The following is a 25,204-nucleotide window of genomic DNA, read 5'->3' as shown; positions in this document are numbered from 1 at the left end:
ATGGTCACCGCATGCGTCAAGCGTCTCGATTGCCGATGCTGACGCAGATTGAAGCACTTTCGCAGTCGGCGGCTTCGTTGACCATGCCCTGGGTGGCTTTCCTGCATGCTGGACGTGCGGTGGCGGACCGTGAACCTCCCGGCCTCCCACGCCGACTGAACAGGCGAAGGAGGGCCGATGAGTGACGAGTTGCTGGTGGTCCGCTGCCAGTTGGGTGAGCGGGAGGCGTTCGCCGAGCTGGTGCGCGGCTGGCATCCGGCGGTCGAGCGGTACGTCGGGCGGATGCTCGGCTGGTCAGACGACGACGTGGTGCAGGAGGTCTGGCTGGCGGTCCCTAGAGGGCTGCCGAGGTTGCGGCAACCGGACCGGTTCACCCCGTGGCTCTTCACCATCGCCCGCCGGGCGGTGATGAACCGGCTGCGGGAGGCGTACGCCCGCCCGGAGTCCGAACCGATCGAGGACCTGCCGGGTGACGACGAGGCCGAGGGGGTCGTCAACCGGGAGACGCTCGCCGGTGCGCTCGCGGCGCTCCCGGCGGCACCACCGGTTCTGCCACGGGCAGATCCGCTGCCGGCGAACAGGGGTGTGCTCCGCAGGCCCCGATCGGCAGTGTGGGGCGCATGAGACTGCTGGTGCTGGGCGGTACGGGCTTCGTGGGCGGGGCCACTGTCACCGAGGCCGTGCGCCGCGGCTGGTCGGTGACGGTGTTCAACAGGGGGCTGCACGGGACGGTGCCGTCCGGCGTACACCGGTTGCGGGGTGACCGGACCGCGCCGGACGGCCTGGCGGCGCTCGCCGACGGCGAGTGGGACGTCGCGGTGGACACGTGGGACGGCGCGCCGCGGGCCGCCGGCGACGCCGCCCGTGCCCTGGCCGGCGCGATCGGCCACTACGTGTACGTGTCCAGCGGCTCGGTCTACACCGACCACGGCGCTGCGGGGTTGACTGAGGACTCGCCGGTGGTGGACGCCGACCCGGACTCCGTCGACGGTGACTATCCGCAGCTCAAGGCCGGTGCCGAGCGCGCGGTGCGGCACGTGCTCGGCGGGCGGGCGCTGGTCGCCCGGGCCGGCCTGATCATCGGCCCGGGCGAGGACATCGGCCGGCTGCCCTGGTGGCTACGGCGCGTCGAGCGGGGCGGGGACGTGCTCGCCCCCGGGCCGGCCGACCTGCCGGTGCAGTACATCGACGTTCGCGACCTGGCGCGGTGGATGCTCGACGCGGGCGCCCGGCGGGTGAGCGGCATGTTCAACGCTGTCGGCCGTCCGACGCAGACCACGATGGGCGAACTGCTCGACGCCTGTGTGGCCACCACCGGTGCCGAAGCCCGGCTGCGCTGGACCGATCCGGCGTCGATCCTCGCCGCCGGTGTGCAGCCGTGGAGCGACCTGCCGATCTGGCTGCCCCGCGGCCACCCGTACCGGGGGTTGCTGGAGCAGGACGTGAGCCGCGCCCTCGCCGCCGGGTTGACCTGCCGGCCGGTGGCCGAGACCGTCGAGGACACCTGGCGTTGGCTCCGCGAGGTCGGGGCCGTGCCTTCCCGCGCCGGGCGACCGCAGCGCAGCTCGATCGGGCTGGCCCCGGCCCGGGAGGCGGCGGTGCTCGCCACACAGGAAAATCGGTGATCGAAGGAGTACTGCTTTCCCCTCACCGCGGCTCCTGCCGGCGGTGCCGTCACCGGCTGCACGTCACCGCCGACATCAACGCCCACGTCCGACCCCGCCCGCACGGCAACGCCATCGAAGCCATGAACCGCGCGCCCTACACCCCGATGGAACCGACCCAGACGACGACATCCCACCCACCGACGACTGACACCCGACCAGCGGCGCCCTGACCCGGACCATGATTCTGGTCGGGGCGCCGCTACTCGTTGCGCACTGCCGCTGAGCGTGGCCAGGCGAGGAAGCGCGAGTGCAGGACGCCCGACGGGGTGTGCGGCAGGTCCTCGCACGCCTGGACCAGGTACGCCGACAGATGCAGCATCAGCGAGATCCGCGCGTCGGTGAACTCCGCCACGAGCTGCCGCTTGCGGGTCCGGCACGGCCACGCCGACCCGCATCCCGCGCAGGTCCACTGCGGCCGTACCGGCTGGTGCATCGACAACAACCCCACCACCCTCCCGGATCGTTGGAAGGGGAAGGGACTGCCACCCGCACCGGACCCGACCACAGCCCGTGTCGAGCGACGCCCCTTCCCCCTTGGCGCCCACCAGCCCGGCGATCTGTCGCAAGCGAACCGGCGGGGCCCTTGCCGCTGAACCTACGAACCAGCCCTGGGCAGCCCAACGTCCCGACGGACACCACGCCGGACACTTCCGCGACCCTGGTGCGTCCCGCCGTGTCCACTACCGTGGGACGGTATGAGTCACCGCCTGCGCGCGGCCATGCTCCGCGCCCACCTCGACCCGGCCGCCCTAGCCACAGCCGTCGGTGTCGACGTCAAGACCGTCACCCGGTGGCTCACCGGCCGCGTCCCGCACCAACGCACCCGCCTCGCCGTCGCCGACGCCCTCGCTGAGACCGAAGCCGACCTATGGCCCCAGACCCGCCCCGACCAGGCGCCCGGCGCGGAAGCCACCGCCGAGGTTGTCGCCGCCTATGCTCACCGCGCCGACATCCCTCACCACGTCTGGGCGGCCTTGCTCACGGGCGCCACGGAACGGATCGACCTGCTCGGCTACGCCTACCCGTTCCTGCTGGAACTGCTGCCCAACACCATGCAGCTCATCACCGACAAAGCCGCCGACGGTGCTCACGTCCGCCTCACGTTCGCCGACCCCGACTGCCCGCACGTCGCCGAACGCGACGCCCTCGAACAGATCGGCGGCACCCTACCCGGCCGGATCCACAACGCCCTCAACTTCTGCGAACCACTGCACGGCGTGCCCGGGGTGGAGATCGGCCTGCACACTGTGCACCTGTACAACTCGGTGTTCCGCTTCGACCACCAGATGATCGTTACCCCACACCTCTACCGCGCCCGCGGCTACCACCACCCCGCCCTTCACCTGCGCGAACTCTCCCCGCACGGCATCTTTGCCGCCCACGCCGACCAGTTCGAACAGATCTGGCAAACCACCACCGCCTACCCGAAGGAAACCCGGTGACCGGCCGGCGCGACTACTACCACGACCCCCGGGCCCCCGCCGCGAACAGCCTGGTCCCCGGTGCCGCCGCCCTCGTCACCGATCAGCAAGGCCGCGTTTTGCTGCAACGGCGCACCGACTCCGGCAACTGGGCACTGCCCGGCGGTGCCATGGACATCGGCGAAACCCTTCAACAGTGCGCCGTCCGCGAGGTCAAGGAAGAAACCGGCCTCGACGTCGAGATCACCGGCCTGCTCGGCATCTACACCGACCCGGCGCACGTCATCGCATACGCCGATGGCGAGGTGCGGCAAGAGTTCACCGTGACCTACCTCGCGCGCGTCACCGACGGCACGCTGACCGCCAGCGACGAGTCCACCGAGGTCCGCTTCATCCACCCCGCCGACTTCGGCCACATCCCCATCCACGACACCGTCCGCCTCCGCCTCCACCACCATGCCGAAGGCCGCAACACCCCCTACCTCGGATAATGCCAACCGTCGGTGGTTGGGCTGCTGGCGGTCGCGGTTGTCTCTCCAGGCTGCCGTCGTTCAGGGAGGGCGTGGGCCGAGGGTTCGCTCGCCTGCCGTCGGTTTGCCCGTGGGGCTCTTCGCGCAGCGGTGGGGCGCCGATCCCCGGAAGTCGTCGGCCGACGGTCCTGGTCAGCGTTCGCGGACCACCGCAACCGGGCAGGCGGCGTGTTGGATCAGTTGTTGACTGACCGAGCCGAGCAGCATGCCGGCCAGTCCGCCCCGCCCCCTACTGCCGACCACGATCAGCCGGGCGTCCCGACTCGCCTCGATGAGCATCGCCGCCGGGCTTGTCGACACCAGGTCGACGGTCACCGTCAGCTCGGGGAACGTCCGGTGCCACGGCTCCAGCGCCTGCTCCACGGCGGCCCGCTCGTCGGGCACCCCGGCCGCCCCGCCGGGGCCGGGTGTCCAGGCGTGCAGGACGCGCAACGGCAGCTGCCGCTGCGCCGCCCGTTCGACTGCGAAGCCGAGCGCCACCAGCGACGGTTCCGAGCCGTCCACCCCGACCGTCACCGGTCGGCTCGACGGGTCGGTCGCGGCGCTGCCGACCCCGTCGCGGACCACCACGACCGGGCAGTGGGCGTGCGCGGCGACCGACACCGCCGTCGACCCGGCCAGCAGGCCGCCGAACCCGCCGTGGCCCCGGCTGCCGAGCACCAGCATCCCGGCCTCGGCCGAGCGTTCCTGCAACACCAGTGCGGGTGGCCCGTCGTACACCTCGCCGGTGATCCGCAGCCCGGGGTTGGCCGCGGCGGCGTCCCTCACGGCGGTGTGCACCAGGTCCTCGACCTGTCGGCGGGCGGCGTCGTCGGGCCACACGCCCGGGGCCACGCCCGGGCCGACCCAGCTGGCCACCGTCAACCATTCGAAGACGTACGCCAGCCGCACCGCCTGGCCGCTGTGCCGGGCCTCCTCCACGGCCCAGTCCACTGCCACCGAGGCGTCGGTGGAGCCGTCGTAGCCGACCAGAATCTCCGCGTCGCGCACGTCGTCCTCCTTCAGGGTGCGGTCGGGTCGGTGTCGCGGACCCAGCGCCATTCGGCGACCTGGGGGTCGTCCTCGCCGTACTCGCGGGTGTAGTCGCGGGCCGCCTGCCGGGCGTCGACCATCCGCTGGCGCAGGTGCGCGGCGCGGGCGGCCAGCCCGGGCACCCGGTCGATGACGTCGGTGACGAGGTGGAAGCGGTCCAGGTCGTTGAGCATCACCATGTCGAACGGGGTGGTGGTGGTGCCCTCCTCCTTGAAACCGCGCACGTGCAGGTTCTCGTGGTTGGTGCGGCGGTAGGTGAGTCGGTGGATCAGCCACGGATAGCCGTGGTACGCGAAGATGATCGGCCGTTCCTCGGTGAAGATGGTGTCGAACTCGTTGTCGGTCAGGCCGTGCGGGTGCTCGGTGTCCGGCTGGAGCCGCATCAGGTCGACCACGTTGACCAGGCGCACCTTCAGCTCCGGGAGGTTCTGTCGCAGCATCTCGACGGCGGCCAACGTCTCCAGGGTCGGCACGTCGCCGCAGCAGGCGAGCACCACGTCCGGCTCGGTGCCGTCGTCGTTGCTCGCCCACTCCCAGATGCCCAGGCCGCGTCGGGTGTGCTGGATCGCCTCGGTCATCGTCAGCCAGTTCGGGGCCGGCTGCTTACCGGCCACCACCACGTTGATGTAGTGCCGGCTGCGCAGGCAGTGGTCCATCGTGGCGAGCAGGGTGTTGGCGTCCGGCGGCAGATAGACCCGCACCACCTCGGCCTTCTTGTTGACCACGTGGTCGATGAAGCCGGGGTCCTGGTGGGAGAAGCCGTTGTGGTCCTGCCGCCAGACGTGGCTGGACAGCAGGTAGTTGAGCGAGGCGATCGGCTGTCGCCAGGGGATGGCCCGGGTGACCTTCAGCCACTTGGCGTGCTGGTTGAGCATCGAGTCGACGATGTGGATGAACGCCTCGTAGCTGGTGAACACCCCGTGCCGGCCGGTCAGCAGGTAGCCCTCCAGCCAGCCCTGGCACAGGTGCTCGGACAGCACCTCCATGACCCGCCCGTCGGGGGAGAGGTGGTCGTCGCCGGGCACCGTGGCGGCCACCCACGCCCGGTCGGTCACCTCGAACGCGGCGCCCAGCCGGTTGGACGCGACCTCGTCCGGGCCGAACAGTCGGAACGTCTCCGGGTTGGCGCTGATGACGTCGCGGATCCACGGGCCGAGCACCCCGGTCGCGCCGGCGATCGGGGTACCCGGCTCGGGAACCTCCACGCCGTAGTCGCGGAAGTCCGGCAGGGTCAGATCGCGGAGCACCACGCCGCCGTTGGTGACCGGGTTGGCGCTCATCCGCCGGTCACCGCGCGGCGGCAGCGTCAGCAGTTCGTCCACCGGCGCGCCGGTGGCGTCGAACAGCTCCTCCGGTCGGTAGCTGCGCAGCCAGTTCTCCAGTTCGGCCAGGTGTGCCGGCTTGTCGCGGACGCCCGACAGCGGCACCTGGTGGGCGCGGTAGGTGCCCTCCACCTGGATGCCGTCGACCTCACGTGGCCCGGTCCAGCCCTTCGGCGTCCGCAGAATGATCATCGGCCAGCGGGGACGTTCGACAGCGCCCCCGGAGCGGGCCCTCCGCTGGATCTCGGCGATCTCGTCCAGCACCCGGTCGAGAGTCGCGGCGAGGGTCCGGTGCACCTGGGCGGGGTCGTCGCCGGCCACCACGTACGGCTGGTAGCCCGATCCGTGCATGAGGTCGAGCAGGTCCTTCTCGGGGATCCGGGACAGCACTGTCGGGTTGGCGATCTTGTATCCGTTGAGGTGCAGGATGGGCAGCACCGCGCCGTCGCGCGCGGGGTTGAGGAACACGTCGGAAAGCCAACTCCCGGCCAGCGGCCCGGTCTCCGCCTCGCCGTCACCGATCACGCAGGCCACCAGCAGGTCCGGGTGGTCGAACGCGGCGCCGTAGGCGTGGCTCAGGGCGTACCCCAGCTCGCCGCCCTCGTGGATCGAACCCGGCACATCCGCGGCGACATGGCTGGGGATGCCGCCCGGAAAGGAGAACTGGCGGAACAACCGGGCCATCCCGACCTCGTCGCGCGACACGTCGTGGTAGCGCTCCGACCAGGTGCCCTCCAACCAGGTGTTGGCCACGATGGCCGGGCCGCCGTGGCCGGGGCCGGTGACGAACATGGCGTCGAGGTCGCGCGCCACGATCACCCGGTTGAGGTGGGCGTAGACCAGGTTGAGGCCGGGGCTGGTGCCCCAGTGCCCGAGCAGTCGGGGTTTGATGTCGTCGGGGGTCAGCGGCTCCCGCAGCAGCGGATTGTCCAGCAGGTAGATCTGCCCGACGGTGAGGTAGTTCGCGGCCCGCCAGTAGGCGTCCAGCCGGCGCAGCTCGTCGTCGGTGAGGGCGCGTTGCACGTCGAGAGCGGTGTCCATCATGCTGCCTCTCGCGGGTAGGAGTGTGGCGTTCGGCCCGGCCGCTGCGGATTCACTGCCGTCGGTCCCGCTCCGGGCGGGCGTCGGGCCCGGTCAGCGGCGCCTCGGCCAGGCCGCGGACGACGACCACCGGTGCCGGTGAGTGGTAGAGCAGGGACTGGGCGACCGCGCCCAGCATGGCCCGGCCCGGTTCGTCGCCGCGGGCGGCGACGAGCGCCACCTGCGCGCTGCGGGACGCGTCGATCAGCACCTCGGCCGGGTCACCGCGGACGACCCGACACTCGGTCGGCACCGCGCCGTGCCGGTCCGTGTGTCGGGCCAGCGCCTCGTCGAGCTGCTCGGCAACCGCGTCGGTGTCCTCGTCGTACTCGACCACCCGCAACGCCAGCAGTCGGGCGCCCCGGCGGGCCGCGCACTCCATGGCCCACCGTAGGGCGAGGTGTGAGCTGGGGGAGCCGTCCACTCCCACCAGCACCGGGCCCGGTGGCGGCGGCTCACGCCGGACCACCAGCAGGGGGCAGCCGGCCCGTGCGGCCAGCTGCACGGCGGTCGTCTCGGCCGGTACGCACTGGCCGCTGCCCGCCATGCCGCTGTCGCCGACGGCCAGCAGGAAGGTGCCCTCCGAGCGGCGGATGAGGGTGGGCAGCATGGCGCTCTCGACGATCTCGCCGCGTACGGTCAGCTCCGGCTCGGTCTGGTGGGCCAGTTGGGCGGCGCGGGTGATCAGGTTTTCGGCCTGGTCCCGGGGCGCGGCGACGGTGTCCGCGGCGAAGGCCGCACGCCAGTCGAAGGTGTGCAGAAGGTGCAGTGGGCGGCCGTGTCCGGCGGCCTCCTGCGCGGCCTGTTCGACGACCGGGAGGTCGAGTTCCGACCCGAGGCCGACAAGTACCGGTGCGTCGGCGGGTGCGGCCATCCGATATCACCTCCCGGGCGTCGCGCCCGGCACGACCAAGCTGTCCCTGACCGAGGGTAGTCGGATGAGCACGGCGGCGGGTCCGATCTGCTGTGGTCGGCATTCGTCAACCAGGGTTGACAAGGGTGAAGCTGTCAACGTATGTTGACGGCATGAGTCAGGCGACAGAACTCGCGGCGGCAGCCGGCAGCACCGACCCCCGGGTCGGGCTGCGCGCCGTCCGCGCACTACGCCGGCTGCTCGAGCGGCTCGAGGTGGTCCAGGTGGACAACGCCCGACGACAGGGTTGGTCCTGGCAGGAGATCGCCGACACGCTCGAGGTCAGTCGGCAGGCCGTGCACAAGAAGCACGCCGGGCGACCGGCGGTCAACTCATCCTGGGAGGCGTGATGTTCGAACGGTTCACCGACCGGGCACGCGGCGTCGTGCGACGAGCGCTGGAGGAGGCGCGGGTCGAGGGCCAGCGGCCGGTCGGCACCGAGCACCTGCTGCTCGCCCTGCTCGCCGACGAGGCAGGGCTGGCCAGCAGGGTGCTCGCCGATGCCGGAGTGCGCGCCGACGACCTGCGCGACCGCGTCCGACGACACACAGTCAGCGGCGGCGCCGGCCTCGGCGACGCGGACGCGGCGGCTCTACGGGAGATCGGCATCGACCTGGCCGCGATCGTGGCCCGCATCGAGCAATCCTTCGGCCCGGACGCGCTCCGGCAGGCGGTGCCGGCACCGCGACGCCGCTGGGGGCGTCGGCGCTACCTCGGGGGCCCGTTCTCGCCCCGCTCGAAGAAGGCGCTGGAGCTGTCCCTGCGGGAGGCCATCCGCCTGCGGCACAAGCACATCGGCACCGAACACATCCTGCTCGGGGTGCTCCGGGAGGGCAACGGGCTGGGGGCGTTGGTGCTCACCGAGTCCGGAGTCGACCTCGACGACCTGCGCCGCCGGGTGGAGCTGGCCCTGCGCGCGGCGGCCTGACGGTGGGGATCGGGTTGAAACCTGTCTGTGGCACTTCCGACGCGCGCCGGTCACCGGGTCGCTGAAGCCGCCCGGGTGCTGCACACTGGCGCGGTGGATGGTGGACAGGACAGGCGGCCCTCGGGCGGCGACAGCGGGTTGCGCTCCGCGGTGGTGGTCAACCCGGTCAAGGTCGACGATCTCGACGAGTTGCGCCGGACCGTCGACGACGCCCTGACCGCGGCCGGTTGGCCCGCGCCGCAGTGGTACGAGACAACAGTCGACGACCCCGGTCGCGGCCAGACCGAGCAGGCCGTCAAGGCCGGCGTCGACCTGGTCTTCGCCTGCGGGGGCGACGGCACCGTGATGTCCTGTGTCAGCGGTCTGGTCGGCACCGACGTGGCACTGGCCGTGCTGCCCCAGGGCACCGGCAACCTGCTCGCCGCCAACCTGGGTCTCTCCACCGACCTGGCCGCCGGGTTGCAGGTGGCCGTCGAGCGCGGCCGGCGGCTCCTCGACGTCGGCGCCGTCGAGGACAAATACTTCACAGTGATGGCGGGCATGGGCTTCGACGCCCAGATGCTCGCCGCCACCAACGAGACCACGAAGGCCCGGATCGGCTGGCCGGCGTACGTCATGGGTGCCGCCCGGCACCTGCGGGACCGGCCGATGCGGGTGCAGATCCGCATCGACGACCGCCCTCCGGTCCGCCGCCGGGCCCGCTCGGTCCTGGTCGCCAACGTCGGCCGGCTGCAGGGTGGCGTGACCCTGCTGGCCGAGGCCGCGCCGGACGACGGTTGGCTCGACGTCGCCGTGCTCACCCCGAACAATCTGCGGCACTGGCTGGCGCTCGGCTGGGCGATCGTCCGCCGCAGCGGCCAGGTGCCGAGGCTGGAGGTGTTCCGGGGCAAGCGCGTGGTGGTCACCAGCAACCGGGCCCACCCCCGGGAGTTGGACGGTGACCTCATCGCCCCCGGCCGGCGCCTCGAGGCCGAGGTCCGGCCGCAGGCGCTCTGGCTCTGCGTCCCGCAGCCCGAGGACGCCCCCGACCTGGCCGTCGACGCCGAGGGCGCCGGGAAGCGGGGCGAGCAGCTGATCGACGAAGCGCGCCGTGAGTAGCACGCGACTCGTGCCGGAGACCCGGCTGATGGCCGATGAGGAGCTGTCCGCCGACGACGCCTGGCACACCCTGCGCCGGCAGGGCGGCTGGCACCTGCTGCGGGACGCGTTCATCAGGTTCCGCTACGGCGACGGGTTCAGCCACTCCCGGGCCTTCGCACTGCAACTCTGCCTCGCCGTGGTGCCGTTCCTGATCGCCCTCACCGGCCTGATCAGTGAGCTGGGCGTCGAGGAGGGTGGCCGGGTGGTCGCCGACACCGTCGTCGCGCTCACCCCCGGGCAGAGCGCGCAGATGGTCGCCGAGCTGCTCGGCGAGGGCGAACGTGCCGAGGACGCGGGGGAACTGGCACTGACCCTCGGTCTGCTCACCGGCCTGTTCGCGCTCACCACCACGATGGCCCAGATCGAACGCGGCGCCAACCGCATCTACGGGGTCGAACGGGACCGTCCCGCGCTGTGGAAATACGTGCGTGCCGCGGTGCTCGCCGTCACCGCCGGTCTGCCCGCGCTCGCCGGCTTCCTGATCCTGGTCGGGGGCGGCGCGATGGGCGAGTCGGTGCGCAAGCACTACGAGTGGGGTGCCCTCGCCAACGGCATCTGGGACGTGATCCGTTTTCCGCTCAGCCTCGGGCTGACAGTCCTCGCCGTCGCCGTGCTGTTCCGGCACGCGCCGCGCCGCAACCAACCGGGTCTGTCCTGGCTCTTCTTCGGCTCCGGCATCGCCACCGCCCTGTGGTGGCTGGCCAGTCTGCTGCTCGCCGCGTACGTGCGGTTCAGTGAGGGTTTCGGGCAGACCTACGGTGCGTTGACCGGAATGATGGCGCTGCTGCTCTGGGCCAACCTGACCGGGATGGCGCTCTTCGGCGGCCTGGCGTTCGCCGCCCAGTTGGAGGCGCTGCGCATCGGCGTCCAGGAGCCCGCCCAACCCGATCTGTGGGAGCCCGACACCGACCGGGCCGAACTGCTCGACACCGGGGACATGACAGCGCTGTAGCGCCGTCACGTGTACCCGGGTCACGGATCGGGTAAGTCGCCTCGCCAGAGGCGACAAGGGAGGTGCGGGTTGACCGCGGTCAAAGAGGTGGCACGGCGCCCGATCGGGCACTTCGCCGAACGGAGCATCGTCGGTCTGGTGGCCGTCGCAGGTGCCGGGGTGGTCTTCGGACTTCTGTTGATGCTGGTCCGGGCGCAATGGAGTCCACTGCAGGACGCCGACCACGCCGCCGCCGAGTGGTTCAACGGGCTCGTCGCCCCACACCACGCGCTAGTCACAGTGCTTCAGGCGGTGACCGACCTGGGCGGTCGACCGATCCTCATCTGGTTGGTCACCATCGCCGTGGTCGGTCTGCTGATCCGGCGGCAGCCCCGACTCGCCGTCTACCTGATCATCACGGGGGTCGGTGGCCTGATCCTCGACCCGTCGTTGAAGACGCTGGTCGGTCGGCTCCGCCCCGTCGTGGACGTGCCGATCGCCAGCGCACCCGGCAACAGCTTCCCGAGCGGGCACGCGCTCGGGTCGTTCGTCGCGTACGGAGCGCTGCTGCTGGTGTTCCTGCCGGCGATGGCGCCCCGCTGGCGCAAACCGGCCATCGTCGGCGTCGGTGTGCTGGTGGCACTTGTGGGGCTGACCCGGATCGCGCTGGGCGTGCACTTCGTCTCCGACGTGCTGGGCGCCTGGCTGCTCGGGGCCGCCTGGCTGGGCGTCACCGCGTACGCCTTCCGGCTGTGGCGGCGGGAGCGGGGCCGGTCGGTGCCGCCGCTGACCGAGGGCCTGGAGCCGGAGGCGGGGCACGACATCGCCCCCGCTCCGGCCGAGGAACACGTGTTGGCCCACCCCCGCTCGGCGGTGGCCGAGCTGCTGGTCGGCTGGGTGATCGTCTTCGGCGCGCTGTACGGCTTCGGCACGTACGTCAGCTACCACGCCAAGGGCACCTTCTTCGACACCCTCGACACGAAGGTCCCGGTGTTCTTCGCCGAACGGCACACCGACTTGCTGACCGACGTCAGCTGGTGGTGGAGCAAGTTCGGTGACACCCACGCGATCCTCATCATCTCGTTGGTGTTCTGCCCGCTGGTGCTCGCGGTGTGGCGGCGCTGGCGTCCGGTGCTGTTCGTGGCGCTGGCGATGATGGGCGAGTTGACCCTCTTCCTCGCGTCGGCCCGCGCCGTCGACCGGCCGCGCCCGCCGGTGGAGAACCTGGACGGGCAGATGCCCACCTCGTCGTTCCCGTCCGGGCACATCGCGGCCACGATCTGCATCTGGTTGGCGATCACCCTCATCGTGTTCCCGCGTACCGACCGGTGGTGGCGTTGGATCTTCGTGGCGCTGGCCGTGATCATGCCGGTCGGGGTGGCCACCTCCCGGATGTACCGGGGGATGCACCACCCGACCGACTTCATGGGCGCGATCCTGCTGTCGGCGCTCTGGGTCGGGTTGCTGTACCTGGTGATCCGCCCCAACGAGGACCTGAAGGAAGGCAACGAACCGGCCATCGAGTCGGAGGACGTGGACACCCTCGACGACGAGCTGGCGCGGGCCGGCCGAGCCGACTAGGTGCGGCCGTCGTGCTGCGGGTGATGACCTGGAACATCCGTACCGGTGGCCGGGATCGCGGCGGAGCGGACCGGCTGGATCAGGTGGTCCAGGTCGTCAACGAGCAGGCACCGGACGTGCTTGCCCTGCAGGAGTTGCGGGGCTTCGACCGGAACGGGTTGATGGCCGCCGCGGCGGGCCGGGTGGGGATGACGCCCCACCTGGCCCGGTCCTGCTTCGGGCAGCCGGTGGCGGTGCTGGTCCGGCCGCCGTACCGGGTCGTCGACGCCGGGTCGGTGCGCCGCCCCTTCCACCACGCCGCCGCCCGCGTCGTGGTGGCCACGTCCGCCGGCCCGTTCACGGTGCTCGGCACCCACCTCTACCCGTACTCCGGGGGTCGGCGGCGGATGGAGGTCGACTGGTTGGTCGCCGCGATGCGCCGCAACCAGGGGCCGCTGACGCTTGTCACGGGTGACCTCAACTCGCTCGACCCGACCGTCGACCACACCGAGCGGCTGGCCGGCATGCCGGGCCTCTACCGGCGGCGGCACCTGCGCCGCTCCGGTGACACGGTGGACACCCGCGCGATCGCCCGGCTGCTCGCCGCCGGCCTGGTCGACCTCTGGCCGTCGGCGAACGCGGACGCGCCGGAGGCCGCCGGCCACACAGTGCCCACCCGGCTGGGCGGGGCCGAGTTCGCCGGGATGCGGCTGGACTATCTGCTCGCCAGCACCGCCGTGGCGCAGCGGGTACGGGACTGTCGGGTCGTCCGCGGCGGCGTGGCGGACACCGCCAGCGACCACTATCCGCTGCTGACCGAGTTGGACCTTGCCCCCCGCTGACCAGGTCAGGCAGGGTGGAGGCGCCGATCGCCGTCAGAGCAACACGTTCACCAGCACGGTGAGCAGCACCGAGGCGAGGACCGAGAAGAGGATCATCAGGAGGCAGCCGAGGCCACCGCCGAGCGGGCGGATCTCCGTGTTGCCGAAGCGCATGATGTCACCTGTCCGTGAGAGCGGGTTGAGGGGCGAGCAGCCGCCGGATCGCGTCCGCTACCGCCGTCGGGTTGGTTGTCGCCACGTTGTGCGGCGCACCCGGAACGACAACGAGGGCGGCGTCCGGCACCAGCCGGGTCACCTGGTCCCGCCACGGTGGCGGGGCGATCGGGTCGCGCCCTCCGGTCAGGACCACTGTCGGCGCGGTGATCCGGACCAGATCCGCCTCGATGGCGTTGTGCACCGAGTGCGACAGCGTCGCGAGGACGCGCCAGGGCCGGGCGTTCCAGACGTCCCTCGTCAGGAGCGGCACCTGCAGCGGTGCCTCGCGGGTGTTGTCCACCAGCCAGCGACCGAGCAGGGCCCGCCGGGACCGGGCGGCCGGGTCGCTTGTCGGCCCGGCCAGCACCAGCGCGCGCACCGCGCCCGGGTGGGTCACGGCGAGGGCCGCGGCCACCTCCGCGCCGAACGAGTGCCCGAGCAGGCAGACCGGCGGCAGACGGTACGCGGCCAGCCAGGCGGCCAGGTGATCGGCGTGCCGGCGGACGTCGTACGCGCCTCGGGGGCGCTCGGTCAGGCCGAAACCGGGCAGGTCCGGCACGTACACCTGGTTGGTGGTGGAGAGCGCGACGGCCAGCGGGGTGAGGTACCGGTGCGAGACCGCCAGGCCGTGCACCAGCACGACCGGCGCCGCGTCGGTCCCCGGGCCCGCGGCGTGCCGGGTGTGGGTGCGCAGCCCGTCGACGAGCCGCCACTCGCTCGTGAGCCCGGCGGCCGGCCGCGGCGCGGCCATGCCGAGCCGCAGTTCGGCCAGCCCGAATCGTCCGGTACGAGCCGGTCGGCGCGGCCGGTGGACTGCCGCTCGGCTCACAGTTGACGCAGTCGGGGCAGCAGTTGCTCCTGCGCCCAGTCGAGGAACATCGGCTGGGTCTCCCCGCCGACCTGGATGATCGCCACGTGGGTGAAGCCGGCGTCGACGAACCTGCGGAACGCCTCCACGTGCGCGTCCACGTCCGGCCCGCAGGGGATGCCCTCGGCGACGTCCTCCTCGCGGACGAACTGGGTGGCCGCGGCGAACGACTCCGGGCCGGGCAGGTCGGCGTTCACCTTCCAACCCATCCCGAACCAACGGAACTGGTCGTGCACGAGCTTGCGGCACTCCGCCTCGTCGGGGCCGTAGCAGATGGCCACCTGGCCGTAGCGGGGCTGGCCGGCGCCGCCCGCGTCGTCGTACATCTCGATGAGATGCCGGTCGGGTTCGGTGGAGATGAGGCCGCTGCCGTACTCGGCGGCCAGCGTCGCGGACTGTCGACCGGACGCGGCGACGGCCATCGGCACCGGACGTTCCGGGCGGTCCCAGACGTAGGCGTCGGGCACGTCGAAGTGGTTGCCGGAGAAGGTGAGCGTCTCCCCGTTGAGCAACGGCCGGATGATCTGCAACGCCTCCTCGAACATCTCGTGCCGCTGCTGGACGTGCGGCCAACCGCCGACCACGTGCTCGTTCAGGTTCTCCCCGGCGCCCAGGCCGAGGGTGAACCGGCCGTCCGAGAGCGCGCCGATCGTGCTGGCCTTCTGCGCCACCACGGCCGGGTGGTAACGGCGGATCGGGCAGGTCACGAACGACATCAGCTCCGCCCGGGAGGTGGCGTGAGCGACCGCGCCGAGCATCGACCAGGCGTACGGGGAGTGCCCCTGCGACTCCAGCCAGGGGTAGTAGTGATCGGACATCACCAACTGGTCGAAACCAGCCGCCTCGGCCCGTACCGCGTGGTCCACGAGCTGCTTTGGCCCGGCCTGCTCGCTCATCAGGGTGTAGCCGACGCTGACCATCCTGGTATCCCCCTTCGCTGACTGATCGTTCCCGAGATACCCCGGTGCACGGCGGTCAACCCTGTCGTCCGGTTCGGCTGACACGGTGCTTGACGGATCGCACTCACCTGCCTACCGTCGCTCTTAACCGGTTAAGAGCCGGGTGTGGCGCACATCCTGTGGTGGGGATGACCGCCCCGCAACGGCCCGCGTCTTGCGTGGGCCGTTGCGGCTGTCCGGGCTGCGGGCCCGTCAACTGAACCGGTTGCGAGGACCAATCCATCGTCCTACGCTGATGCGTGCGCCGGGAGCCGGGCGCGGCTGCCGGGCTGCAGCCGCCTTCCCTGTCACGTCCCCACCCCTGTCGGGCACCGGGGGTCCTCCCTGAGGAAGGCCATGAAGACTCGACTCTCCGCCGCTGGCGCGACAGTGCTCGCGTTGCTCGTCACCGTGCTGGCGTTCGGCCAGCCGGCGCACGCCGCGGCTGGCTTCTCCGTCGCCGGCGGCACGTTGTACGACGCCAACGGCGCCGAATTCATCATGCGCGGCGTCAACCACGCGCACACCTGGTACCCGCAGCAGACCAGCTCGTTCGCCAACGTCAAGGCGCTCGGCGCGAACACCGTGCGGGTGGTGCTCTCCAGCGGCGACCGGTGGACCCGCAACACGAACGCCGACGTCGCCAACGTCATCTCGCTCTGCAAAGCCAACCGGCTGATCTGCGTGCTGGAGGTGCACGACACCACCGGGTACGGAGAACAGAGCGGCGCGATCACCCTCGACCGCGCCGTCGACTACTGGCTCAGCCTCGCCGACGTCCTCGCCGGCCAGGAGAGGTACGTGATCGTCAACATCGGCAACGAGCCGTACGGCAACCAGAACTACGCCTCCTGGGCCACCGACAACGCCAGTGCGATCAAGCGGCTGCGAGCCGGCGGGTTGGCCCACACCATCATGGTGGACGCGCCGAACTGGGGGCAGGACTGGTCGTTCACCATGCGCGACAACGCCGCGTCGGTCTTCGCCGCCGACCCGGCCCGCAACACGGTGTTCTCCGTCCACATGTACGGGGTGTTCGACACCGCCGCCGAGATCAGCGACTACCTCGGTCGGTTCCGCGCGGCGGGGCTACCGATCGTGGTCGGTGAGTTCGGCTTCAACCACTCCGACGGCAACCCGGACGAGGACGCCATCCTCGCGTACAGCCAGGCCAACGGGATCGGCTGGCTGGGCTGGTCATGGAGCGGCAACGGCGGCGGCGTCGAATATCTCGACCTGGCCACCAACTTCAACCCGGCGAGCCTGACCGACTGGGGTCAGCGTCTCTTCAACGGAGTCAACGGCATCCGGCAGACCGCCCGTGAGGCAAGCGTCTTCGGCGGCACCCCACCCCCGACGACGCCCCCGCCCACCACGCCGCCGCCCACGACGCCCCCGCCCGCCGGTGGCTGCACGGCGACGTACACGGTGATCAACCAGTGGCAGGGCGGCTTCCAGGGCGAGGTGCGGGTGACCGCCGGTACGAGGGCGGTCACCGGTTGGACCGCCGGCTGGACCTACGCCAACGGCCAACGCGTCACCCAGTCCTGGAATGTGACCCTCAGCAGCAGCGGCACCACGGTGACCGCCCGCAATACCGACTACAACGGGCGGCTGGCCGCCGGGGCCAGTGCCAGCTTCGGCTTCCTCGGCAGTTGGACCGGCACCAACAGCCTGCCGGCGGTGAGCTGCACGGCGAGCTGACCGTCGGCCCGGTGGTCGGGTCCGCGGCGGACCCGGCCACCGGAACCCGCTCCGGTCAGTGCTCCCCGGAAAGGTTCACGATCACCACCCCGGCGATGATCAGCGCGATGCCGGTGAGCTTCGCGAGTCCCACCGACTCACCCAGGAACACGGCCCCGATCGCCACGATGGCGGCGGTGCCCAGACCCGACCAGAGGGCGTACGCCACCCCCACCGGGATCTCCTTGACCGCCTGGGCCAGCAGGAGAAAGGCCACCGCGTAGCCGCCCAGGCACGCCACCGTCGGCCACAGGCGACTGAACCCGGCGGTGCTCTTGATCAGGCTGGTCGCCACCACCTCGGCGAGGATCGCGATTCCCAGCAGCACGTACGCCATGCGTCTCCCGGTCCTTCGTGGTCGATGAAGCCCGTCGCTGCCCGTTGAGGGGCGTCCGTGCCGCCCCCCATGCCTGTCACAGAAGTCCTTTGGAGCTGATGCCACAAACGAATCGCCGTGGTCCTGGAGCAAGCCTCGCGACGAATGGCGCGGAACTGGCAAATCAGTCTGCACTGACGAACCTGAGCCTGCCCACCGGTTTGCCGTACGCCCGGCACCCGCTCCGGTGGATGAATCGTCTACGGCATCAGGTCCAAAGGAGGCCAGCCACACCCGTCCACCCCAGCCTCGGTGGGGTCGCGCCGCCGCTACCCCACGCCGCGCTGCTGCCGCCCCGCCGCCCGGCCCTGCCGTGTAACCCGGCCCTGAGATGTCGCCCGGCCCCCCGCCGAGGTTGCCGTGGCCAATCGGGCTGCCCGCATGGTCAGGTAGAGCTGTTCGGGGCGGCTGCTCGTGCGGGCGGCGGCAGCCCGGTAGTCGGCGATCGCCTGGGCCTGGTCACCGGCCATCTCGTGCAGGTGGGCGCGGGCGGCGACCAGTCGGTGGTGGGCGGCCAGTTGCGGATCGTGGGCCAACTCGTCGAGGGCGGCCAGGCCGGCTGCCGGTCCGTGCACCATTGCCGTCGCCACGGCGCGGTTGAGCGCCACCACCGGGCTGCCGGCCAGGCGTTCCAGCACCTCGTAGAGCGCCAGGATCTGCGGCCAGTCGGTCTGCTCGGTGCCCGGCGCTTCGTCGTGCAGGGCGGCGATGGCGGCCTGCACCTGGTACGGGCCGACCGGCCCACGCGGTAGGGCCCGGGTGACGAGCGCTACTCCCTCGGCGATGGCCTTCGCGTCCCAGCGGCTGCGGTCCTGATCGGCCAGTGAGATGAGCTCGCCGGACGGTCCGGTCCGCGCCGGGCCACGGGCCTCGGTGAGCAGCATCAGCGCCAGCAGCCCGGCGGACTCGCTGTCGTTGGGCAGCAGCGTGTGCAGTGCGCGGGTCAGCCGGATCGCCTCCGCCGCGAGGTCGACGCGGCGCAGATCCGGGCCGGTGGTGCTGGTGTGACCCTCGGTGAATACCAGGTAGAGGACCTGCCGGACGGCGACCAGCCGGTCCGCGCGCTCCTCCGGGTCGGGCATCCGGAACGGCAGCCCCGATGCCCGGATACGCTGCTTGGCCCGGCTGATCCGCTGCGCCATCGTCGCCTCGGGCACCAGGAACGCGCGGGCGATCTCAGCGCTGCTCAACCCGCCGACCGCGCGCAGGGTCAGCGCCACCGCCGACGTCGAGGCGAGCGCCGGGTGGCAGCAGAGGAAGAGCAGGACCAGCGTGTCGTCCCGCTCGGCGGTCAACTCCTCGTCCGGGGCTGGCGCGTACCGCTGGTCGTCCGGATCCTGGCGGGTGACCAGGTCCTCCCGTCGGCGTCGGGCCTGCTCACCGCGGACCAGCTCGATCATCCGGCGGTAACCGACCTGGATCAGCCAGCCACGGGGGTTCGCCGGTAGCCCTTCGGTCGGCCACTGGGTGGCGGCGGCCAGCAACGCCTCCTGCACCGCGTCCTCCGCCGTGGCGAAGTCACCGAAGCGGCGGCTGAGCACGCCGAGGACCTGCGGCGCCAACTCGCGCAGCAGATCCTCGACGTGAGAAACGGTGTTCAGCCCTCACAGCTCCTGCGGCGGGGCGGACATCACCGGGTGCACCTCGACCGGCATGTTCAGCGGCCGGCCGCCAGGGCCGGGAGCCGTGGAGATGTACGCGGCCAGTTCCACCGCCCGCTGCGGGCCAGCGCAGTCGACGATCCAGAAGCCGGCCAGGAACTCCTTCGTCTCGGCGAACGGCCCCTCGGTGACCACCGGCGTTCCGCCCTCACCAGCCCGCACGATCCGGGCCTGCTGCGGGCCACCGAGACCCTGCGCGTCGACCCACTCGCCGTCGGCGGTCAGTTTGGCGTTGACCTCGCCCATGAAGGCGATGTGCGCCCGGACCTCGTCCTGGGTCCAGGTGTCGATGCTCGGGAAGTCGGCCCCGGCGGCGCTGAACTGCATCAACAGCATGTACTTCATGGTTGGCTCCTCACACCTGCGCACCCTCGTCGGTGCTCTCACCCTGAGGTAGAAGCAGGCCGCGCCGTTCTCGACACCCCGGCCAAAGTATTTCCACAATCTTTTCAGTCGACGACGTCGACCTCCAGCACCAGGCTCTGCTCCGGGTGCAGAGCGGGCAGTTGCACACCCACCCGGGCCAGCGCCGCCCCGCTGAGAGTGAGGCCACCGGCCAGCCAGGCGGGCGCCGACAGGTCGATGGTCGCCGGGGCCGGTACGCCCGACACCTGTCGTACCCGGTAGCGCCGGCCCGGGTCGAGGCCGGGCAGCCGCACCGCGCCGGGCACCTGCGCCACCGAGGTGGCCAGCCGGGCCACCGCGTACACCGCTCGGGTGGTGTCGTGATCGACCACGCCGTGCGCCCAGACGGCCGGGTCCGGGTGATCGACCCGGACCACCCGGCCAGCGTGCAGCAGTGGGCGCAGCCGCTTGTGCAGCGCCACCCAGGCGGCCAGTTCGGTCTGCTCGGCAGCGGTGATCGTGGTGATGTCCCACTCGATGCCGTGGTGACCGAAGAGCGCCGTCGCCGCCCGGAAACCCAGGTCGTGTACGCGGTGGGTGGTGTGCGAGCGTTCCGGGCCGACGTGCGTGCCGATCAGTTCCGGTGGCAGCAGCAGCCCCGTCCAGCGCTGGATGCTGAGCCGCTCCAGGGCGTCGTTGCAGTCGCTGGCCCAGACCCGGTCGGTACGCGCCAGGATGGCCAGGTCCACCCGGGCCCCGCCGGACGAGCAGCTCTCGATCTCGACGCCCGGGTGGCGGCCGCGCAGCTCGTCGAAGAGCCGGTAGACCGCAAGGGTCTGACCGTGCACGCCGGGGCGGCCGTGATGCCCGGCCTCGGCGAAGTCCCGGTTCTGGTCCCACTTGAGGTACCGGATGCCGGGGTGGTCGGTGAGCAGCGTGTCGAGACGGTGCAGCACATGGTCGTACGCCTCGGGGCGGCCCAGGTCGAGGACCTGCTGGTGGCGCCAGGCCGGCGGGAGCCGCCCCGGCACGGCGAGCACCCAGTCGGGGTGGGCGCGGAACAGGTCCGAGTCGGGGTTGACCATTTCCGGCTCGACCCACAGGCCGAACTGGAGGCCCTGGCCGGTGACGTGGTCGATGAGCGGTTGCAGACCGTCCGGCCACACGTCCTCGTCGACGTACCAGTCGCCGAGTCCGGCGGTGTCGTCGCGCCGGCCCCGGAACCAGCCGTCGTCGAGCACGAACCGTTCCGCGCCGATCTGTGCGGCCCGGTCGGCGAGTGCCCGCAGCCGGTCCAGGTCGTGGTCGAAGTAGACCGCCTCCCAGACGTTCAGGGTGACCGGGCGCGGGGAGCGGGGGTGCCCGGGGCGGGACCGCAGGTGGCTGTGCAGCACGTCGCTGAGCCCGTCCAACCCGGCGTCGGACCAGACCGCGTAGAGCAGGGGAGTCTCGTACGACTCGCCGGGGTCGAGCCGGACCTCGCCGGGGGCCAGCAGTTCACCGCCACCGATCGTCGACTCGCCGGTGGGGCGACGCTCGGCGAACGTGACGTGGTCGCCGCTCCACGCGGTGTGCACCGCCCAGACCTCGCCGTGGCCGAAGCCGAACCCGGTGGTGCCGGCCACCAGCAGCAGCGTGGCGTCGTGCCCGGTACGGCCGTGCCGGCCCTCGCGGACCCAGGTGCCGTGCTGCCACGGGTGCCGCTGCGGGGACCGTTCCCGACACCACCGGCCGGTCAGGTCGAGCAGTTCGGTGGCGACGGCCGGCACCGGCAGCACCGGCGTCAGCTCCCGCAGCTCGTACGCGCTGTCCCCGTCGTTGCGCAGCCGGTGCCGGACGATGAGCAGGCCGTGCGGGTCGAGCGTGATCTCGGTGGTCACTGTCAGCCCGGCGGCCGGGTCCGACGCCCGCACCGTCAGCAGCGCCGGGCCGTGCCCGGTGTCGTGTACCTCCAACCCGTCGAGGCGGAATGCGGTGGACCAGTCTCGTCCGTCGCGGTGCCCGGCCAGACCTGGTCGTCCGTTCCAGCCGGCGCTCGCCTCCGGCAGCAGGGACAGCACTGTCGGCTGGTCGAAGCTGCTCGGCACCACCGGCGGCACTGTCGCGTCGGTGAGCTGGAGCAGGCCGTCGTCGTCGAGGTGGCCGACGTCGCCGCCCCAGTGCACGACCCGGGGCAGACCCGGGCCGCGCGCGTCGAGCACCAGGCTGGTTCGCGCGCGGCGCAGGTACAGGATCGTCATCCTTTGGAGGCTCCCAAGGTCAGGCCCCGAACGAAGTGCCGCTGGAGCATAAAGAAGATCACCAGGGTGGGGATCGCGACGAGCACGCTGCCCGCCGACACCAGGTTGTTGTCGGTGAAGAACTCACCGCGCAGGTTGTTGAGGGAGCTGGTCACCGGGAACTTGTCGCCGGTGCGCATGAGGACGGTGGCCCAGAAGAACTCGTTGTAGATCCAGGTCACCTCGAGCGTCGCCAGGGCGGCCAGGGCCGGCCGGCACAGCGGCATGGTCACCTGCCAGTACTGCCGCCAGATGCTCGCCCCGTCGACCATCGCCGCCTCGTAGAGGTCACGGGGCAGCGCCTTCATGTAGTTGCTGAGCACGAAGACGCAGAACCCGCACTGGAAGGCCACGTTGATCAGGATCAGGCCCCAGTAGCTGTCGTAGAGCAACTCGGAGTCGCTCATGAACTCCGGCAGCGGCACCTCGGTGAAGAGCCGGAACAGGGGGATGAGCAGCGCCTGCTGGGGCAGAAGGTTGGCCGCGGTGAAGATTCCGAGCAGGACGAGGTTGAGCCTCCAACTGAACCGGGCGATGACGAACGCCACGCAGGACGCGAGGAAGAGGGTGAGCAGCACCGCCGGCACGGTGATGTACACCGAGTTGAGGAAGTGCTGCCCGAACTCGGCCGTCCGCCAGGCGGTGACGTAGTTGTCGAAGGTCCAGCCGCCGAACGACACGTAGCCGTTCGCGGCGGTGTAGTCGTACGAGCGCAGCGAGGTGAGCACCGCCCAGGCGATCGGGAAGAGCCAGGCCAGCGAGACGACGATGAGGAAGCCGTGCAGCAGCATCCGCGACGGGGTCAGCTTGCGGCGGCGCGGCGGCAGGTCGGCCCCGTCCTCGGTACGCCGGGTGGCGGTCGCGGTGCTCATTGCCGGTTCTCCCTCATCACTGTCGCCAGGTAGATGGTGATGAAGACGAGCGAGACGACCAGCATGATCGTCGCCAGGGCCGAGCCGAAGCCGATCCGGCTCGCCTCACCCACCACGTTCTGGGTGACCAGCGCGGAGATCAGCTCCAGCCCGTTGCGGCCCTTGTTGACCACCCAGACCAGGTCGAACGCCCGCAGCGACTCGATCACGGTCACCACCAGCACGATGATGTTGATGGGCCGCATGACCGGGAACACGACCCGGAAGAACGTCCGGCTCTCCGAGGCGCCGTCGACGGCCGCCGCCTCCCGCAACGACGGATCGACGCCCTTCAGGCCCGCCAGGTAGAGCAGCATGATGTACCCGACGTGCCGCCAACCGGAGGCGACCATCACCGCCCAGATGTTGACGTTCGAGTCGCCGTACCAGTCGATGGTGCTGCCGAACACGGCGTTGATCAGGCCCTGGTCCCGGGAGTAGAGCAGCTGCCAGACGAAGCCGATGAGCGCCAGTGAGAGCACCACCGGCAGGTAGAGGGCGGTCTGGTAGAAGCGGCTGCCGCGCAACTCCTTGTCCAGCAGCACGGCCAGGAACATGCCGAACGGGGTGGCGACCACGAACAGCGCCGCCAGCCAGAGCAGGTTGTGCTGGATCGCCGGCACGAACGGCGGGTAGATGTTCACCACGTCGCTGTAGTTGCGCGCGCCGACGAACTCGATCTCGTTCAGGGGGCCGATGCCGTCCCAGTTGGTGCCGGAGAGCAGCACTGTGGCCGCGGCCGGCATCCAGACGAATCCGGTGACGAGCAGCAGCGGAACGAGCACCATCAGCGTGATGACCACGCGGTCGGTTGGGGACAGGAGCCGTAGCCGCCGGCGACGACCACCGGTGGAGGTGGTCGTGGCCGGCGGCGGCACGGCGCGATCCGCTTGGATCAGGGGCAGGTCGGACACGATGTCCTTCCCCTTCCGCCGTCAGTCAGTGAAGATCGACTTCTTCTGGTTCTCGATGGACGAGGTGAGATCGTCGATGTCCTTGGGGTTCTTGATGAACTGCTGGATCGCCGGGATCATCACGGTGGAGGCGAAGTCCGGCCGGGTGTCCCGGTCGAGGAACTGGGCGATCTCGGTCGCCGACCCGACCAGCTCGGCGGCCTTCTTCTGCAGCGCTGTGTAACCGCCGACCTCCGCGCCACTGTTGGCGACGAGGACGGCCGGGTCGTTCTTGAGGTTGATGTCCGCGGCGGCCTTGCCACCGAGGTACTCCAGCAGCTTGCGCGCGTTGTCCTCGTTCTTGGGCTTGCGGGCCATCATGTAACCGTCGATCGGGGCGTCCAGCGCCTTGGCGCCGATCGACGGGTCGATCTCGGGGAACGTGAAGAAGTCGAGGTCGTCCTGCTCGTCGTTGCTGAACTGCTGACCGACGAAGAGGCCGAGCAGGTACATGCCGCTCTTCTTCTGCTGCAACGACTGCGCGGCCTCCTGCCAGGTGCGGCCGAGGCTGTCGGGCTGGTGCAGGGGGAGCAGGCCGGCCCAGGTGTCGAAGACCTTCTTGACCTTGTCGGAGGTCCAGGCCTCCTTGCCGGCCATCAGGTCGACGTGGAACTGGTAGCCGTTGATCCGCAGGTTGAGGATGTCGAAGGTGCCCATCGCCGGCCAGCCGTCCTTGTCGGCGAAGGCGATCGGGATGAGCCCGTCCTTCTTCATCTGCGCGCCGAGGTTGGTGAAGTCGGTGATGGTCTTCGGCACCTGGTAGCCGTGCTGCTGCCAGACCGACTTGCGGTAGAAGACCGCCCACGGGTAGTACGTGCCCGGGACGAAGTACTGCTTGCCGTCGTCGCCGGTGGATGCCTTCTTGAAGGCGTCGGAGTAGCCGGAGAGCTTGCTCCACACGTCACTGATGTCGCTGGCCAGGCCCTTCTGCGCGAAGAAGCGCATCCGGTAGCCGGCGAACCAGGTGAAGACGTCGTCCGGCTTGCCCTGTAGGTAATTGTTGATGTTTTCCTGGAACGTGTTGTGGTCCACCGTATTGACCGCGACCTGCACGCCGGACGAGGTCTTGAACCCGTCGGTGACCTTGACCAGGACGTCCTTGGGCTTCGGGTCGGACTGGTTCGAGCCGAGCGACACGTCAGTGCTGGACCCGCCGGAGCCGGAGTCGTCGCCGCAACCGGCGAGCAGGCCGGTGCCGAGCAGCGCACCCGTGCCGGCCGCGCCGGCCAGCAACGATCGTCGGTTGATGCCGGCGACTGAGGGCGGTACGAGCCGAGCCAGATACTCGGCTTGGGATTGGGGACGGGACATCTGTGCCTCCTGCGGATGAGAAGGAGCTACGCCCAACAGCCATCAGGGTGGTGGTGGCAGGTCCGGCATCGTGATCACACATTGAGATCCACCGAGAATCCACATTGGCGAACACGAACGGCCATTGGGGCCTCAAGTTACCCTTCAGTCGGGCGCTGTCAAGAGGGCTGTTCGCCTCCGATAACCCAGTCGTGATACGGCCGTTACGTGGTAAACGTTGGAAAGATGCTCGATGTTGGAACCTGTTGACTTTCACGG

General features: G+C 70.7%; 24 protein-coding genes. 11 read left to right on the top strand and 13 right to left on the bottom strand.

Annotated elements, in window-relative coordinates:
• The first annotated feature begins 177 nt into the window (after positions 1-177).
• Together ABZ406_RS19900 and ABZ406_RS19895 are read left to right on the top strand one after the other, a co-directional pair.
• Positions 178-624: a sigma factor gene (locus ABZ406_RS19900; protein WP_357763530.1), complete on the top strand. Its 447-nt coding sequence runs from the start codon at positions 178-180 to the stop codon at positions 622-624.
• A complete protein-coding gene (locus ABZ406_RS19895) occupies positions 621-1,625 on the top strand; it encodes an NAD-dependent epimerase/dehydratase family protein (RefSeq protein WP_357763527.1) in 1,005 nt (334 codons plus the stop codon). Before ABZ406_RS19900 ends, ABZ406_RS19895 begins: the two co-directional genes overlap by 4 nt.
• 241 nt (positions 1,626-1,866) lie before the next feature.
• Here the strand turns inward: ABZ406_RS19895 and ABZ406_RS19890 are convergent, their stop codons facing one another.
• Positions 1,867-2,100, bottom strand: a complete 234-nt coding sequence (locus tag ABZ406_RS19890; protein ID WP_357763524.1) for a flavin reductase — start codon at positions 2,098-2,100, stop codon at positions 1,867-1,869.
• Between the two features lie 286 nt (positions 2,101-2,386).
• Here ABZ406_RS19890 and ABZ406_RS19885 point away from each other — a divergent pair, with 286 nt between their 5' ends.
• Both ABZ406_RS19885 and ABZ406_RS19880 read left to right on the top strand, forming a co-directional pair.
• Positions 2,387-3,109, top strand: coding sequence for an XRE family transcriptional regulator (locus ABZ406_RS19885; RefSeq protein WP_357763829.1), 723 nt, complete (start codon positions 2,387-2,389; stop codon positions 3,107-3,109).
• Entirely contained in the window at positions 3,106-3,579 is a 474-nt protein-coding gene (locus tag ABZ406_RS19880; RefSeq protein WP_357763522.1) for an NUDIX domain-containing protein, read from the top strand. Before ABZ406_RS19885 ends, ABZ406_RS19880 begins: the two co-directional genes overlap by 4 nt.
• Positions 3,580-3,750: 171 nt before the next feature.
• On the opposite strand, the gene ABZ406_RS19875 is transcribed toward ABZ406_RS19880, so the two are convergent.
• From ABZ406_RS19875 to ABZ406_RS19865, 3 genes are read right to left on the bottom strand one after another with little or no spacing between them, the layout of a single operon-like run.
• Positions 3,751-4,608, bottom strand: a complete 858-nt coding sequence (locus ABZ406_RS19875; RefSeq protein ID WP_357763519.1) for a universal stress protein — start codon at positions 4,606-4,608, stop codon at positions 3,751-3,753.
• 11 nt (positions 4,609-4,619) lie between these two features.
• Positions 4,620-7,013, bottom strand: coding sequence for a phosphoketolase family protein (locus ABZ406_RS19870; RefSeq protein WP_357763825.1), 2,394 nt, complete (start codon positions 7,011-7,013; stop codon positions 4,620-4,622).
• A gap of 52 nt (positions 7,014-7,065) precedes the next feature.
• Positions 7,066-7,926: a universal stress protein gene (locus tag ABZ406_RS19865; RefSeq protein WP_357763516.1), complete on the bottom strand. Its 861-nt coding sequence runs from the start codon at positions 7,924-7,926 to the stop codon at positions 7,066-7,068.
• Positions 7,927-8,078: 152 nt separating this feature from the next.
• Here ABZ406_RS19865 and ABZ406_RS19860 point away from each other — a divergent pair, with 152 nt between their 5' ends.
• The 6 genes from ABZ406_RS19860 to ABZ406_RS19835 all read left to right on the top strand — a co-directional run bounded on the left by ABZ406_RS19860 (position 8,079) and on the right by ABZ406_RS19835 (position 13,366).
• Positions 8,079-8,315 (top strand): HTH domain-containing protein, encoded by a 237-nt coding sequence (locus ABZ406_RS19860; RefSeq protein ID WP_030336062.1) that lies wholly within the window; start codon positions 8,079-8,081, stop codon positions 8,313-8,315.
• The gene (locus ABZ406_RS19855; RefSeq protein ID WP_357763514.1) at positions 8,315-8,893 is read left to right on the top strand and encodes a Clp protease N-terminal domain-containing protein; all 579 of its coding nucleotides are present in this window, start codon (positions 8,315-8,317) and stop codon (positions 8,891-8,893) included. Before ABZ406_RS19860 ends, ABZ406_RS19855 begins: the two co-directional genes overlap by 1 nt.
• Before the next feature lie 93 nt (positions 8,894-8,986).
• Positions 8,987-9,991: a diacylglycerol kinase family protein gene (locus ABZ406_RS19850; protein ID WP_357763509.1), complete on the top strand. Its 1,005-nt coding sequence runs from the start codon at positions 8,987-8,989 to the stop codon at positions 9,989-9,991.
• A complete protein-coding gene (locus ABZ406_RS19845) occupies positions 9,984-10,985 on the top strand; it encodes a YihY/virulence factor BrkB family protein (protein ID WP_357763507.1) in 1,002 nt (333 codons plus the stop codon). The genes ABZ406_RS19850 and ABZ406_RS19845 overlap by 8 nt, the downstream gene beginning before the upstream one ends.
• A gap of 69 nt (positions 10,986-11,054) precedes the next feature.
• Positions 11,055-12,545 carry a phosphatase PAP2 family protein gene (locus ABZ406_RS19840; protein WP_357763505.1) on the top strand — a complete coding sequence of 497 codons (1,491 nt, stop codon included), beginning with the start codon at positions 11,055-11,057 and terminating at the stop codon, positions 12,543-12,545.
• 11 nt (positions 12,546-12,556) lie between these two features.
• Entirely contained in the window at positions 12,557-13,366 is an 810-nt protein-coding gene (locus tag ABZ406_RS19835; protein ID WP_357763502.1) for an endonuclease/exonuclease/phosphatase family protein, read from the top strand.
• A 157-nt stretch (positions 13,367-13,523) separates the two neighbouring features.
• On the opposite strand, the gene ABZ406_RS19830 is transcribed toward ABZ406_RS19835, so the two are convergent.
• Both ABZ406_RS19830 and ABZ406_RS19825 read right to left on the bottom strand, forming a co-directional pair.
• Positions 13,524-14,390: an alpha/beta fold hydrolase gene (locus tag ABZ406_RS19830; RefSeq protein WP_357763499.1), complete on the bottom strand. Its 867-nt coding sequence runs from the start codon at positions 14,388-14,390 to the stop codon at positions 13,524-13,526.
• The gene (locus ABZ406_RS19825) at positions 14,387-15,349 is read right to left on the bottom strand and encodes a TIGR03557 family F420-dependent LLM class oxidoreductase (RefSeq protein WP_357763496.1); all 963 of its coding nucleotides are present in this window, start codon (positions 15,347-15,349) and stop codon (positions 14,387-14,389) included. Before ABZ406_RS19825 ends, ABZ406_RS19830 begins: the two co-directional genes overlap by 4 nt.
• 375 nt (positions 15,350-15,724) lie before the next feature.
• Here ABZ406_RS19825 and ABZ406_RS19820 point away from each other — a divergent pair, with 375 nt between their 5' ends.
• On the top strand, positions 15,725-17,071 hold the full coding sequence (locus ABZ406_RS19820; RefSeq protein ID WP_357763493.1) for a cellulase family glycosylhydrolase: 1,347 nt from the start codon (positions 15,725-15,727) through the stop codon (positions 17,069-17,071).
• A gap of 55 nt (positions 17,072-17,126) precedes the next feature.
• Here the strand turns inward: ABZ406_RS19820 and ABZ406_RS19815 are convergent, their stop codons facing one another.
• The 7 genes from ABZ406_RS19815 to ABZ406_RS19785 form a co-directional block, all read right to left on the bottom strand.
• Positions 17,127-17,447: a multidrug efflux SMR transporter gene (locus ABZ406_RS19815; RefSeq protein WP_357763490.1), complete on the bottom strand. Its 321-nt coding sequence runs from the start codon at positions 17,445-17,447 to the stop codon at positions 17,127-17,129.
• Positions 17,448-17,755: 308 nt separating this feature from the next.
• A complete protein-coding gene (locus ABZ406_RS19810; RefSeq protein WP_357763823.1) occupies positions 17,756-19,087 on the bottom strand; it encodes a sigma-70 family RNA polymerase sigma factor in 1,332 nt (443 codons plus the stop codon).
• Between the two features lie 3 nt (positions 19,088-19,090).
• Positions 19,091-19,492, bottom strand: coding sequence for a YciI family protein (locus ABZ406_RS19805; RefSeq protein WP_357763487.1), 402 nt, complete (start codon positions 19,490-19,492; stop codon positions 19,091-19,093).
• 104 nt (positions 19,493-19,596) lie between these two features.
• On the bottom strand, positions 19,597-21,732 hold the full coding sequence (locus ABZ406_RS19800) for an alpha-galactosidase (protein ID WP_357763484.1): 2,136 nt from the start codon (positions 21,730-21,732) through the stop codon (positions 19,597-19,599).
• On the bottom strand, positions 21,729-22,643 hold the full coding sequence (locus ABZ406_RS19795) for a carbohydrate ABC transporter permease (RefSeq protein ID WP_357763481.1): 915 nt from the start codon (positions 22,641-22,643) through the stop codon (positions 21,729-21,731). The genes ABZ406_RS19800 and ABZ406_RS19795 overlap by 4 nt, the downstream gene beginning before the upstream one ends.
• Complete coding sequence (locus ABZ406_RS19790) at positions 22,640-23,596, bottom strand: sugar ABC transporter permease (RefSeq protein ID WP_357763478.1); 957 nt, start codon at positions 23,594-23,596, stop codon at positions 22,640-22,642. Before ABZ406_RS19790 ends, ABZ406_RS19795 begins: the two co-directional genes overlap by 4 nt.
• A 21-nt stretch (positions 23,597-23,617) precedes the next feature.
• Entirely contained in the window at positions 23,618-24,946 is a 1,329-nt protein-coding gene (locus ABZ406_RS19785) for an ABC transporter substrate-binding protein (protein ID WP_357763475.1), read from the bottom strand.
• Positions 24,947-25,204: the final 258 nt, after the last annotated feature.

Origin of the sequence: Micromonospora sp. NPDC005710 (genome assembly GCF_040630995.1) — a bacterium.
Classification (GTDB): Bacteria; Actinomycetota; Actinomycetes; order Mycobacteriales; family Micromonosporaceae; genus Micromonospora.
The sequence above is the reverse complement of the archived record's forward strand: the minus strand, read 5'-3'. Positions and strand labels throughout refer to the sequence as shown.

Excerpts from the sequence above, each read along its gene's own strand:
- ABZ406_RS19900 (WP_357763530.1), top strand. The coding sequence starts at position 178 with ATGAGTGACGAGTTGCTGGTGGTCCGCTGCCAGTTGGGTGAGCGGGAG.
- ABZ406_RS19800 (WP_357763484.1), bottom strand. The coding sequence starts at position 21,732 with ATGACGATCCTGTACCTGCGCCGCGCGCGAACCAGCCTGGTGCTCGAC.
- ABZ406_RS19870 (WP_357763825.1), bottom strand. The coding sequence starts at position 7,013 with ATGGACACCGCTCTCGACGTGCAACGCGCCCTCACCGACGACGAGCTG.
- ABZ406_RS19795 (WP_357763481.1), bottom strand. The coding sequence starts at position 22,643 with ATGAGCACCGCGACCGCCACCCGGCGTACCGAGGACGGGGCCGACCTG.
- ABZ406_RS19820 (WP_357763493.1), top strand. The coding sequence starts at position 15,725 with ATGAAGACTCGACTCTCCGCCGCTGGCGCGACAGTGCTCGCGTTGCTC.
- ABZ406_RS19825 (WP_357763496.1), bottom strand. The coding sequence starts at position 15,349 with ATGGTCAGCGTCGGCTACACCCTGATGAGCGAGCAGGCCGGGCCAAAG.
- ABZ406_RS19785 (WP_357763475.1), bottom strand. The coding sequence starts at position 24,946 with ATGTCCCGTCCCCAATCCCAAGCCGAGTATCTGGCTCGGCTCGTACCG.
- ABZ406_RS19805 (WP_357763487.1), bottom strand. The coding sequence starts at position 19,492 with ATGAAGTACATGCTGTTGATGCAGTTCAGCGCCGCCGGGGCCGACTTC.
- ABZ406_RS19860 (WP_030336062.1), top strand. The coding sequence starts at position 8,079 with ATGAGTCAGGCGACAGAACTCGCGGCGGCAGCCGGCAGCACCGACCCC.
- ABZ406_RS19890 (WP_357763524.1), bottom strand. The coding sequence starts at position 2,100 with ATGCACCAGCCGGTACGGCCGCAGTGGACCTGCGCGGGATGCGGGTCG.
- ABZ406_RS19865 (WP_357763516.1), bottom strand. The coding sequence starts at position 7,926 with ATGGCCGCACCCGCCGACGCACCGGTACTTGTCGGCCTCGGGTCGGAA.
- ABZ406_RS19885 (WP_357763829.1), top strand. The coding sequence starts at position 2,387 with ATGCTCCGCGCCCACCTCGACCCGGCCGCCCTAGCCACAGCCGTCGGT.
- ABZ406_RS19895 (WP_357763527.1), top strand. The coding sequence starts at position 621 with ATGAGACTGCTGGTGCTGGGCGGTACGGGCTTCGTGGGCGGGGCCACT.
- ABZ406_RS19855 (WP_357763514.1), top strand. The coding sequence starts at position 8,315 with ATGTTCGAACGGTTCACCGACCGGGCACGCGGCGTCGTGCGACGAGCG.
- ABZ406_RS19815 (WP_357763490.1), bottom strand. The coding sequence starts at position 17,447 with ATGGCGTACGTGCTGCTGGGAATCGCGATCCTCGCCGAGGTGGTGGCG.